This is a genomic window from Candidatus Sodalis endolongispinus, assembly GCF_018777395.1.
Taxonomy (GTDB): domain Bacteria; phylum Pseudomonadota; class Gammaproteobacteria; order Enterobacterales; family Enterobacteriaceae; genus Sodalis_B; species Sodalis_B endolongispinus.
Genome location: NZ_JAFJYC010000001.1, coordinates 616,750 through 629,576, shown reverse-complemented (window position 1 = coordinate 629,576; position 12,827 = coordinate 616,750). Strand labels below are relative to the sequence as shown.

Sequence of the window (12,827 nt, the reverse complement as noted above, 5' to 3'; positions counted from 1 at the left end):
TACCCGCCGGCGCTCGCCCTCGACCAGCCCGGACCTGCGCTTACTCATTGAATGCCAGGCCGGTGCAGGTCGCTGTTGATATGTGCCCGCGCGCCTATCACTACGCGCGCCCGCAGGTGCTTTCACGATAGCACCCCGGCTCCCGCCGGGCGGGGGTTGATTCTCTATGCCCGCGTTACACTTTCTTAACGCCTGTTATTTTCCTTTAATAAAACTTTTCATTAAAAATAGTTAACAACCTCTTGCAATATTGACCTGAATTTACATAATCAATAACTCTTATAATAACTATTATCATTCACATTTAACCGAGTAATGATTATATGTGCACCGCGCGTCTCGTTTTCCCTGCGGCCAAGGTTTCTTCGCCGCGCCTGCTGGCGTTATTCATCAGCGCCTGCTGTGGTTCTATGGCCGTACCGGTTTATGCCGCGACCACCACAACCGCCACGACCACCGCCACCGCCGCTAACACCAGCACGACTGCCGCCCCGGCGGCGACCGGCGGCGGCGCTCCCGCTGCTGTAGTCGGTAACGGCACGGAAACCATTACCGTGGTAGCGAAACCGGACAACGTCTTCACGCCAGGTGGCGATCGGCTGGTGCCGGCTTATCTGGATGGTCAAATCGCCAACGGTGGCCGGTTGGGTCTGCTGGGTGAGCAGTCGGCGCAAGATGTGCCGTTCAACGTGGTCGGCTATTACCGCCAAGCTGATGCAGGATCAGCAGACGCGCTCCCTGACCGATGTGTTACGAAACGACGCCTCGGTGCAAACCACCTACGGCTACGGCAACACCCAAGAGTCGTTCCGGGTACGTTTATAGCGAAGATATTGCTTACGGCGGCCTCTATGCGTCCTGCCGCGCCAATTTGTCGCTACCGGCGTGGGGGGCACCGTTAATATTGAACCGAAACGGGCCGGCGACGAGCCGCTGAACCGTGTTTCTGTTGACTATACCTCTAAATCCCAGATCGGCGGCGCCTTTGACGTTGCGCGCCGTTTCGGCGACAACAACCAATGGGGCGTGTGGGTGAGTGGCGTGCATCGCGAGGGCGAGACGGCGGTCGACAATCAAAATCGCCGTTTGACGCTCGGTACCATTGGCCTGGATTACCGCGGCGACCGTTTCCGCGCCTCACTGGATGCGGGCGCCGAGAAACAAACGGTGCACGGTGCGCGTGGGGTGGTGTATACCTCCGGTATGGATAAAATTCTCAAGGCACCTTCCGCCACAACCAACTACGGTCAAAAGTGGGCGTTCACTGACACTGAAAGCCAGTTTGGCGCGCTGCGCGGCGAATACGACCTGACCGATGACTGGACGGTCTATGGCGCGGTCGGCGGCAACCATACCCATGAATACGGTTCCTATTCCAACGCCACGCCCTTTAACGATGATGGTGATGCCACCATGGGCCAGATGCGGGTACCTTACTTCTCCGACAGCATCTCCAGCCAGGCGGGCATTCGCGGTAAGTTTGACACCGGTTTTATCGACCACAGCGTCAATCTGGGTTATTCCAGCACCTACCGCCGCGTACGTACCGCCTATCAAATCTCGTCCAGCAGCCTCGCCACCAATATCTACGATCCGAGCTATTCCGATGAGCCGACGGACGCGACCTATGCGGGCGGTAAGATGGGCAACCCCGGCGTCACCAACCGTACTTATAACAGTGGCGTGAGTCTGTCGGATACCTTGTCGATGCTTGACGATCGCCTGAAGCTGATAGCCGGTCTGCGTCGCCAGAGCGTCAATGTGACCAACTACGCTTACACCGGCGAAGAGACCACTAAGTTTGAGCGTACCAGAGTAGTGACGCCGGCCTTCGGTCTGGTGGTCAAGCCTTGGGAGCACATCTCCTTGTACGCCAACCATATCGAAGCGCTGCAGGCCGGTGAAACCGCTGGCACGACCTATAATTCCGGCACCGTGGTCAACGGCGGCCAGGTTACCGGCGTCGAAACCTCGAAGCAAAATGAAGTGGGCGTGAAAGCGGATTACGGCCGTGTCGCCGGCTCGCTGGCGGTGTTTGAAATTAAAAAACCGGTGGCCGCCTATCGCTATTTGGGCACCAGCAACGGCAATGCGCAATATGAATACGGCAACTACGCCGAGGAACGCAACCGCGGCATTGAACTTAACCTGTTCGGTGAGCCGGTGGTCGGCGTGCGCCTGAACGGCAGCGCGACCTGGATGGATCCTGAGTTGACCAAAACCCAGGACGGCACCAATGACGGTAATGACGCCATCGGCGTGCCGCGCTATCAGTTCGTGCTGGTCGGCGAATGGGATCTGCCGGGGCTCAGCGGCTTCGCCGCCACCGGCCGTGTCATTCGCACCGGCGCCCAGTATGTTGACGAAGCCAACGATCTGAAGGCCAGCGGCTGGACCCGTCTGGATTTAGGCGTGCGTTACGATATGCAGTTGCCGAAAAACAACATCGTTTGGCGTGCCAACGTGGAAAACGTCACCAACGAGAACTACTGGGTGTCGGCCAGCGATGGCTACCTGACCCAGGGAGACCCGCGTTCGCTGAAACTTTCGATGACCGTGGATTTTTAAATCTCCCTCTGGCGCTTGCCGTCCAGGGGTAAAAAAGCACCGGCTTGCCGGTGCGTTTTTTTTCGCCTTATCAACTGCGAGTCGACGGCCGTTATTTATAACGGTTAAAAATTCTATTAGACAGGCCGATAGTTGATAACGGCTTTTTAACTGCCGGGAAAATGATCTACTATCATCGGGGTTCGCGTTTGCGGGGAGATTTTCTCGCGCGTCCCGCACATTGCCGCAAAAGCTAGAGACTAAGGAAAGCATGGAAATTTTTTTTACGATTCTTATCCTCACCCTTATCGTGTCTCTTTCCGGGGTAGTGACACGGATCCTACCGTTTCGAATTCCGCTGCCGCTGATGCAGATAGCACTCGGAGCGCTGCTTGCCTGGCCGAAATTCGGCTTGCACGTGGATTTCAACCCGGAGCTTTTCCTGGTGCTGTTCATCCCGCCGCTGTTGTTTTCCGATGGCTGGAAGACGCCAACGCGCGAATTTTTGCGCCACGGCGGCGAGATTGTGGCGCTGGCGTTAGTCTTGGTGATTATCACGGTGGTCGGTATCGGTTATCTGATTTACTGGATGGTGCCGGGTATCCCGCTGGTGGCGTCGCTGGCGCTGGCGGCGGTGCTATCGCCCACCGATGCGGTCGCGCTGTCGGGGATTGTCGGCGAAGGGCGCATCCCGAAGAAGTTGATGGACATTCTGCAGGGCGAGGCGCTGATGAACGACGCCTCCGGTCTGGTGTCGCTAAAATTTGCTATCGCGGTGGCAATGGGGACGATGGTGTTTTCCGTCGGCGGCGGCTTCGCTCGAGTTTGTCAAAGTGGCGGCGGGCGGTCTGCTGGCCGGCGTGGCGGTGACCTGGGGTTATAGCAAGTCCCTGCGGCTGATTACCCGTTGGAGCGGCGACGACGCGGCGACGCAGACGGTATTGCTGCTGCTGTTGCCGTTCGCCGCCTATCTGATTGCCGAGCATATCGGCGTTTCCGGCATCCTGGCCGCAGTGGCGTCCGGCATGACCATCGGTCAGTCGGGCATTATCCGCAATGCGCCGCTGGCAATGCGGCTGCGCGGCAACAGTGTCTGGGCGATGCTGGAGTTTGTCTTCAACGGTATGGTCTTTATCATGCTGTGACTACAACTGCCGGACATTCTGGAGACTTCCATTACCCAGGAGGAACTGGATCCCACCATCCAGAACTGGATGCTGTTTACCGATGTTATTCTTATCTACGCTGCGTTGATGGTGCTGCGTTTCGGCTGGCTGTGGCTGATGAAACGCATAAGTTTGCGTTTTATGACCAAGCGGCCGATGGTCTTCGGCGACTATAGCACGCGCGAAATTCTGATAGCCTCTTTCGCCGGCGTGCGCGGCGCCATTACGCTTGCGGGCGTGTTGTCGATTCCCTTGCTGCTCAGCGACGGTTCAGCGTTTCCCTCGCGTTACCAACTGGTGTTTATCGCCACCGGCGTGATTCTGTTCTCCCTTATCTGTGGCGTGATTGTTCTGCCGCTGCCGCTGCCGCTGCCGCTGCCGCTGCCGCTGCCGCTGCCGCTGCGCGGTATTCAAGTGTCCGACAAAACGCAGCACCGTCAGGAAGAACGTATGGCCCGTGCGGCGGCAGCGGAAGTGGCCATTGAAAGTCTGCATAAAATGGAAGAGCGGCTGGCCAATAGTCAGGAAGAGAATATCGACAGTCAAATTCTCAACGAAGTCAGCGCCCGGGTTATCGGCAATTTACGCCGCCGCATTGACGGCAACGACGACGCGTACAGCGCCCTGTTGATTGAGAATCTGGAGCGGCGCATGCGGCTTAACGCGCTGCGCGCCGAGCGCGGCGAATATTATCATTTGCGCGCGCAGCAAAAAATCAGCAATGAAACGCTGATGAAGTTACTGCACGATTTGGATTTGCTGGAAGCGCTGCTGGTCGAGCACGAATAGGCCGCGCTGCCGGCACGTGACTGGGGAGCGCTTCGAGCGGGGGATAAATCGCGTCCACGCGGCAGGGCGCGCCTGGCGCAATGGCCGCTTGCCGGGGGCAGCGCTCGCTGCTGGAGATGAACCGCGTCCAAGTAACTAGGGCGCGTCTGGCGCGATGGCTCGTGGCCGCTCGCCGGGGGGCCCGCGTTCGTGGCAGGCGACGATCCACGCCTGAGCGCCATGGGACAAATAGCTGTTCTGGCGCCAGATAAGCCCTAATTGCCACAGCATTTGCGGCATCAGCGGCAACCACAGCAGACGTTGGCTATCCAGCCGGCGGCAAAGCGGTTCCGGCAGCACGGCTATACCAATGCCCGCCGCCGCCATCGACGCCAGAAAATCCCACTGTCCGCTGCGCACCGCAATTTGCGGTTCAATCCCGGCCGCGTCGAAAGCGTTAAGCAATTGCCGGTACAGCGAAAAATCTTCGTTATATATTAATACCGGCCACTCGCCCAATGCCGTAAACGGGACCTGGCGCCGCGTCAACCAGGGCGCGCGCCGCGGCACGACTGCACACAACGGATGGCTAAATAGCGGCAGCGCGGCTAGATCGGGATCGACCTCGGCAGTCAGCGCGGTCAGCGCCAGATCCAAATCGCCGGCCAGCACCGCCTGTTGCATGGTGACGCCGCCAAATTCGGCTATCTCCAGCTCGATACCCGGGTAGCGCTGGCGGAAATCGCCGATAAGCTCCGCCATTTGCGTCCCCACCATCGGGGGGATGCCCAGCCGCAGCCGTCCCTTGCGCAGGGCGTTAACATCCTCGAGCTCCGCCTGTAATTGCCCGAACTCATTGAGGATCGTCAAACCGCGCTGATAAAGCGCCCGGCCGCTATCGGTCATCTTTAACGTGCGCCCTTCACTTACGATTAGCCGGCAATCCAGCTCATCTTCCAGATGTTTGAGCATTTTGCTGATGGTGGGTTGGGTGACATAGAGTTTGGCGGCCGCCCGGGTAAAGCTTTGTTGCCGGATTACCTCGACAAAATAGCGCAGCGTACGAATATCCATGAACTATTCCTACAGGGCATGATTCCCATGATATTAATTCATTTTCAGCAATATTTACCAGCCGCCTATACTGTGAGCAATCTCACATTGTTAAGGGTAGTGTTATGTCGCTGACCGGGCGCCTCGTTGCCCCACCGCGTTGGTCTCGCGTGCAGGTGCCGCTGCAGGTCGCGCTATACGTCGGACTATTTCTGCTGGCGCAGCAGCTGGTGCTGCGTTTTCATTTACCGCTGCCGGCCAATATCGTCGGCATGTTCCTGTTGCTGGCCTTGATTTTATTGCGCATTCTTCCCCTGGGGTGGGTGCGCGACGGCGCACGCTGGTTACTGGCGGAAATGTTGTTGTTCTTTGTGCCGGCGGTGGTGAATTACAGCCAATTATTGCGCGTGGAGGGCTGGCGTATCTTTCTGGTTATCGCGTTGAGCACCGCGCTGGTACTGGGGATCACCGCGCTGGTAGTGGACCGGGTCTACCGTTTTGAGCTGTGGCTGGCGCGCAGGAAACGGCATGAGCAGTGATTTTATGCTGGGCGCGCTGTGTCTGTTGGTGACGCTGCTGCTGTATTTCTTCAATAAACAATTGTATCGCCGTTTTCACCATTTACCGCTGATGCCGCTGATTTTTACCCCGGCGGTGCTGGCGTTGTTGCTGGTGCTGACCCATGTCTCATACCAGCACTATATGGGGGAGAACCGCTGGTTGCTATGGCTGTTGGGGCCGTCCACCATCGCTTTTGCGGTGCCGGTTTATGAAAATATGGCCATTATCCGCCGCCACTGGCTTTCGTTAAGCGCCGGCGTCATTACCTCAACCGTGGTGGCGGTGGCGAGCTCGGTCTGGCTGGCGCTGTCGGAAGTGGTGCAACGCAGTCTGTCGGTACGCTAGATTACCACGCCGTTTGCGCTGGCCGCGGCGGAGCAAGTGGGCGGTCAACCGGATCTGGTGGCGCGGTTCGTGGTGATAACCGGCGTATTCGGCATGGCGGTTGGCGATATCTTGTTTTTGCGTCTGGCGGTACGGGCAGACGTGGCGAGAGGAGCGGGGTTAGGTGCGTCGTCCCACGGCGCCGGCACCGCCCGCGCTTATGAGATGGTGCAACGGGAAGGGGTGGTGTCCAGCCTGGTAATGATGCTGGCCGGGGTGGTTACGGTGCTGTTTGCGCCGGTGATCGGCCATATCATGTGGTAGTGGTCAACTGAGTCATCCCGGTGCGGCTACCGTTACGCTACGGTGTTATCTATCATCCTCCAGCCCGTCACCCGCAGTGATCCCGGGCGAACCATCGCCCTCCATCCCGGCTCCCTCAACGAATGTTACCCTTACGCGGCTCCATCAGACAGAGTAAGCACTCCCAGGCTTCTTATCGAGGCCGCGCCATGACGGGCGCGACCAAAGCTGCGTGTTGCGGGATGAGCGGCTAATGGTCCGCGCCAGTGGAAATGCCGATACCGGTCTGGGAACGTATAAATTGCGGCATAAACAGCTCGCGCTCCCTGGCACCCTGCGCCGAATGATCGGTAATGGAAAACAGCCAAGTGCCGATAAATGCCACCAGCATCGAGAACAGTGCCGGGTATTCATAAGGGTAAATCGGTTTGGCGTGCCCCAACACATGCACCCAGATTGTCGGACCGATGATCATCAGCACCACCGCGGTGATGAGCCCCAGCCAGCCGCCGATCATTGCGCCGCGAGTCGTCAGGCGGCGCCAATACATTGACAGCAAAATGATGGGGAAATTACAGCTGGCGGCGATGGAAAACGCCAGACCGACCATAAAAGCGATATTTTGATTCTCAAACAAAATGCCGAGACCAATAGTCACAAAACCCAGCACCACGACGGTAATTTTCGACACCCGCAGCTCGTCGCGCCCCGTTGCTTTTCCCGCTTTTATCACGCTGGCGTACAGATCGTGCGACACCGCCGAGGCGCCGGCCAGCGTCAACCCCGCCACCACCGCCAGAATAGTGGCGAAAGCCACCGCCGAGATAAAGCCCAGGAAGAAATTGCCGCCGACGGCGTTAGCCAGATGCACCGCCGCCATATTGTTGCCGCCTAGCGGCGCGCCGACGCTGTCTTTGAAGGCGGGGTTAGCGCCCACCAACAAAATCGCACCGAAGCCGATGATGAAGGTCAGAAAGTAGAAATAGCCCATAAACCCGGTGGCATAAAACACGCTTTTACGCGCCTCGCGGGCATCACTGACGGTGAAAAAGCGCATCAGAATATGCGGCAGGCCCGCCGTGCCGAACATCAGCGCCAGACCCAGCGACAGCGCCGAGACGGGGTCGGCCACCAGGCCGCCGGGGCGCATAATTGCCGCGCCTTTGCCGTGTACCGCCATGGCGTCGGCAAACAGCCGGTTAAAGCTGAAACCGACGGTCTTCATCACCATCAGCGCCATGAAACTCGCCCCGGCCAGCAGCAGCACCGCCTTGATGATTTGTACCCAGGTCGTGGCCAGCATGCCGCCGAACAGGACATACAACACCATCAGGATGCCCACCAGGACCACGGCGATATGATAATTAAGGCCGAAAAACAGCTGTATCAGCTTGCCTGCGCCCACCATCTGGGCTATCAGGTACAGCGCCACCACCAGCGAGCCGCAGGCGGACAGGGTGCGGATCGGTTTTTGCTGCAACCGGTAAGAGGCGACGTCGGCGAAGGTATAACGCCCCAGATTGCGCAGCCGTTCGGCTATCAAAAATAAAATGATCGGCCAGCCCACGAGAAAACCGAGGGAATAAATCAGCCCGTCATAGCCCGACGTGTAGACCAGCGCCGAAATGCCGAGGAATGACGCGGCGGACATGAAATCGCCGGAGATGGCCAGGCCGTTTTGCAACCCGGTGATATTGCCGCCGGCGGTGTAATAATCTTTCCGCGAACGGGTGCGTTTCGACGCCCAATAGGTGATATACAGCGTGGCGGCGACGAACAATACAAACAGTATGATGGCCTGAATATTCAGCGGTTGGCGCTGGACCGCGCCATTAACCGTTTCTGCCTGAATCAGTAGCGGACAGGCCGCCAGCGGCAGCGCCAATGTCCAGCGGGCGTTATTGGTCATGCTGCACCTCGCGCAAAAGCTGTTGGGTCAGACGGTCGAACTCGCCGTTGGCGCGAATGAAATCAACCAGATGCCGAGCGGTATGCCGCGGGTTACGCTGGTGCCGGGGTGCAATGGCGTTCCCAGCCAATCTGGCGCGAAAGCAATAAGCAGGATGAAACCGTAATACAGCACCAGCATGATAAGGGCAAGCAACCAGGCGAAACGCTGGCGTTTGCTCACCAGTTCTTGAAAACGCGGATTGCTCTGTATCCGTTGATAAATGATCTCATTCATCAGGGATCCTCCAGTAGGGTCAGAGGTACGATAGAAAAAAGCCACCCGGAGGTGGCGGAGGGTTACGAAGGCAAGGTAAGACTATGTTTTTCTTCCAGCAGTTTTTCGACCACGCCAGGATCGGCCAGCGTTGAGGTGTCGCCCAGATTGCCGGTGTCGCCGGCGGCAATCTTACGCAAGATGCGGCGCATTATCTTTCCGGAGCGGGTTTTCGGCAGCGAATCGGTCCAATGCAGAACATCGGGGGTGGCGATCGCGCCGATTTCTTTACGCATCCAGGCGCGGACCTCGTTATACAGCTCAGGCGTCGGCGTTTCGCCCGCGTTGAGGGTGATATAAGCGTAAATCGCCTGGCCTTTAATGTTGTGCGGGATCCCCACCACCGCCGCTTCAGCAATTTTCGGATGTGCCACCAAAGCCGATTCGATCTCGGCGGTGCCGAGGCGGTGGCCGGAAACGTTCAGTACGTCATCGACGCGGCCGGTTATCCAATAATAACCGTCTTCATCGCGCCGGACGCCGTCCCCGCTGAAATACATGCCTTTGAAGGTGGAGAAATAGGTCTGCTCGAACCGATCGTGATCGCCATAGAGCGTACGCGCTTGACCGGGCCAGGCGTCGGTGATGACCAGATTGCCTTCCCCGGCGCCATCGACAGGCGTGCCGGCGTTATCTACCAGCGCGGGCTGGACGCCGAAAAACGGCACCGCCGCCGAGCCGGGTTTCAGCGCCATGGCGCCCGGTAGCGGGGTGATCATGAAGCCGCCCGTTTCGGTCTGCCACCAGGTATCAACAATCGGGCAGCGGCCGTTACCAATCTTATGGTAATACCACTCCCAGGCTTCAGGATTGATGGGTTCACCCACAGAACCCATGATCCGCAGCGACGAACGATGCGTACCGGTTATCGCCTTGTCACCTTCGGCCATCAGCGCGCGAATGGCGGTGGGCGCGGTATAGAGAATATTCACCTGATGTTTGTCCACCACCTGCGCCATGCGGCTGGCGTCAGGCCAGTTGGGCACGCCCTCGAACATCAGGGTAATAGCGCCGCAGGCCAGCGGGCCGTACAGCAGATAGCTATGCCCCGTTACCCAGCCGACGTCGGCGGTACACCAATAAACATCGCCGGGGTGATAGTCAAATACGTATTTAAAGGTCGTGGCGGCGTAAACCAGATAGCCGCCGGTAGTATGCAGCACCCCTTTCGGGGTGCCGGTGGAGCCGGAGGTATAGAGAATAAACAGCGGATCCTCCGCCCCCATCGCCTCGGGCGGGCAGGTATCGTCGGCGCCGTCGATGGCATCGTGCCACCACACATCCCGCTCGGGTTGCCAGTCAATCTCATTGCCGGTGCCGGTACGGTGGAAGACGATGACCCGGTTAACGCTTTTCACCGCCGGATGCTTTAACGCATCGTCGATGTTTTTCTTCAAGGGTATTTTCCGACCGGCGCGCAGCCCCTCGTCGGCGGTTACCACCAGTTTGGCGCTGGAATCGATGATGCGACCGGCGATCGCCTCCGGCGAAAAACCGGCGAAAATGACCGAGTGAACGGCGCCGATGCGCGCACAGGCAAGCATCGCCACCGCCGCTTCCGGCACCATTGGCATATAAAGGGCCACCACATCCCCTTTGCCGATCCCTTGCGCCTTTAAAACATTGGCGAAGCGGCACACCGCCTGATGTAATTGCCGATAGGTCAGGGTTTTGCTTTGACTGGCGTCATCCCCCTCCCAGATAATGGCGGTCTGGTCGCCCCGCTCCTGCAAATGCCGATCGAGACAGTTGGCGGCCACATTGAGTGTGCCGTCTTCAAACCAGCGAATATTGACATGGCCAGGATCGAAGGTGGTATTTTTCACCGTCCGAAAATGGGTTATCCATTCCACAATCTGGGCGTATTCCCGCCAAAAGGAATCGGGATCGTTGATAGACTGCTGATATAATTTCCGATATTGCTCCGCAGAGACCAGCGTACGTTCCGCGAGGCTGGCGGGAATCGGGTAACGATGGGGTTGGCTCATAGTTTCCTCCTTGTATTTGTTAATAATATGTCAACCCTTGGTTAATTAAACCTCCTTGAATTGGCTTTGTTTCTTTTTTGCGCGACAGATCACGCATCACCTGCAGGGTCACTGCGTCAGCAAAAAAAACATACCCCCGTCAGCACTGGGATAACAGGCGCTAATGACCTTCTCAAGGTAATTTCAGCGATATTTATCATTTTCTTCTGTTTAAAAAGCGTATATAAAGGCGGGTAGCGTGTCTGATAGCAGCAATTTCAGCGCGTTTTCTATTAATTAACCCTTTAATAACAGAGAGTTAAAGTTAATCTCTTGTAAAATGCAGGGAATAACGGAAAAAATTGTCGAAAGCTCTTATAAATCAAGTCTTAAGCAGACGCCCGCATGTACAATGTTTTTGAGATTTTCGATTTAGACCAACTTTTTAAAGCGCCCCCGCTTCATATGATCATAAGCGGTAAATAAGTGAAGCCGGTGACGGAGATGGACAGGTGTTCGTCACGGTGGGGCCTACTATGGAAAGCACTATTGTTATGAAAAAGTTAAAGATAACGCTCGCCTGGCAAATTCTTGTTGCCTTAATCCTCGGCATTCTCCTTGGTGCAGTACTTCATAACCAGGGCGAATTACGTGATTGGATGATAACCAACATACTTTCGCCGGCCGGGGATATTTTTATCCGCATGATTAAAATGATCGTGGTGCCCATCGTGGTGGCTACGCTGGTTGTCGGCATTGCCGGGATTGGCGATGCTAAAAAGCTCGGTAGCATCGGATTTAAGACTATCTTGTATTTCGAGATAATCACCACCCTGGCGATTATTCTGGGGATTACCCTTGCCAACGTGTTCCATCCCGGCCATGGGATCGACATGTCGACGCTGGCGGTAGTGGATATCTCAAAATATGAACAGACCACTGTCGCAGTGCAATCGGGTGGTCATAGTCTGGTGAGTACTCTCTTATCGCTTATTCCGGCAAATATTTTCGCCTCGATGGCGAAGGGTGATATGCTGCCGATCATCTTCTTCTCCGTATTATTCGGCCTGGGCCTGGCCTCACTGCCGGAAAATACCCGCGCGCCGTTACTTAATGTGTTTAATGCGGTGGCGGAAACAATGTTCAAAGTCACGCATATGGTGATGCGCTATGCGCCGGTAGGGGTATTTGCGCTGATTTCGGTCACCGTGGCGACCTTTGGTTTCGCCTCGCTACTGCCGTTGGCCAAACTGGTAGTGCTGGTGTATGGCGCGATTATCTTTTTTGCGCTGGTGGTGCTTGGGGCCGTGGCGCGGCTTTGCCGATTGCGTATCTGGACATTGATTTGCATTTTAAAGGAAGAGTTAATTCTGGCCTTTTCTACCGCCAGTTCGGAAAGCGTATTGCCACGTATTATCGAAAAAATGGAGGCCTACGGCGCGCCGGCGGCCATCACCGGCTTCGTGGTACCGACCGGTTATTCGTTCAATCTGGACGGTTCTACTCTATATCAGAGCATTGCCGCTATTTTCATCGCCCAGCTCTACGGCATTGAGCTGTCTCTGGGCCAGGAGGTGGTGCTGGTGCTGACGCTGATGGTCACTTCCAAAGGGATCGCGGGGGTACCGGGCGTGTCCTTTGTGGTGCTGCTGGCGACATTGGGTAGCGTTGGTATTCCGCTGGAGGGGCTGGCGTTTATCGCCGGTGTCGACCGTATTCTGGATATGGCGCGCACCGCGCTCAATGTGGTGGGGAATGCGCTAGCGGTATTGGTGATTTCCAAATGGGAAAATCAGTACGACAGCGTACAGGCGCTGGCATATGAAAAAGAGATGTTGGGAACCCGGGACTGACCTTTATGCTCCGGCAAACGACCCTTACGCTTTGGCAACGGGGGCAATGCTCGCCCCTGTC

General features: G+C 56.9%; 6 protein-coding genes and 4 pseudogenes. 5 read left to right on the top strand and 5 right to left on the bottom strand.

All coding sequences use genetic code 11. The annotated features are described in order from the left end of the window. Positions 1–424 precede the first annotated feature (424 nt). Entirely contained in the window at positions 425–583 is a 159-nt protein-coding gene (locus tag JZM24_RS18310; RefSeq protein WP_246580053.1) for a hypothetical protein, read from the bottom strand. Here JZM24_RS18310 and JZM24_RS03115 point away from each other — a divergent pair. Together JZM24_RS03115 and JZM24_RS03110 are read left to right on the top strand one after the other, a co-directional pair. Then, a pseudogene (locus tag JZM24_RS03115) lies at positions 555–2,568 on the top strand (TonB-dependent receptor). The gene JZM24_RS18310 and the pseudogene JZM24_RS03115 overlap by 29 nt on opposite strands. 250 nt (positions 2,569–2,818) lie before the next feature. Continuing rightward, positions 2,819–4,502: pseudogene (locus JZM24_RS03110) on the top strand (Na+/H+ antiporter). 135 nt (positions 4,503–4,637) lie between these two features. Here JZM24_RS03110 and JZM24_RS03105 read toward each other — a convergent pair. Then, positions 4,638–5,555 (bottom strand): LysR family transcriptional regulator, encoded by a 918-nt coding sequence (locus JZM24_RS03105; protein ID WP_215668526.1) that lies wholly within the window; start codon positions 5,553–5,555, stop codon positions 4,638–4,640. Positions 5,556–5,659: 104 nt separating this feature from the next. On the opposite strand from JZM24_RS03105, the gene JZM24_RS03100 reads away from it, so the two are divergent. Continuing rightward, positions 5,660–6,073 (top strand): CidA/LrgA family protein, encoded by a 414-nt coding sequence (locus JZM24_RS03100; protein ID WP_215668525.1) that lies wholly within the window; start codon positions 5,660–5,662, stop codon positions 6,071–6,073. Next, a pseudogene (locus JZM24_RS03095) lies at positions 6,063–6,743 on the top strand (LrgB family protein). The gene JZM24_RS03100 and the pseudogene JZM24_RS03095 overlap by 11 nt, the downstream one beginning before the upstream one ends. 229 nt (positions 6,744–6,972) lie before the next feature. Here the strand turns inward: JZM24_RS03095 and JZM24_RS03090 are convergent. The 3 genes and pseudogenes from JZM24_RS03090 to acs form a co-directional block, all read right to left on the bottom strand. Beyond that, positions 6,973–8,631, bottom strand: a complete 1,659-nt coding sequence (locus tag JZM24_RS03090) for a cation acetate symporter (protein WP_215668524.1) — start codon at positions 8,629–8,631, stop codon at positions 6,973–6,975. After that, positions 8,621–8,907: pseudogene (locus JZM24_RS03085) on the bottom strand (DUF485 domain-containing protein). The gene JZM24_RS03090 and the pseudogene JZM24_RS03085 overlap by 11 nt, the downstream one beginning before the upstream one ends. 62 nt (positions 8,908–8,969) lie before the next feature. Then, positions 8,970–10,934 (bottom strand): acetate--CoA ligase, encoded by a 1,965-nt coding sequence (gene acs / locus JZM24_RS03080; RefSeq protein WP_215668523.1) that lies wholly within the window; start codon positions 10,932–10,934, stop codon positions 8,970–8,972. Between the two features lie 533 nt (positions 10,935–11,467). Here acs and gltP point away from each other — a divergent pair. Beyond that, positions 11,468–12,766, top strand: coding sequence for a glutamate/aspartate:proton symporter GltP (gene gltP, locus JZM24_RS03075; RefSeq protein WP_215669983.1), 1,299 nt, complete (start codon positions 11,468–11,470; stop codon positions 12,764–12,766). Positions 12,767–12,827: the final 61 nt, after the last annotated feature.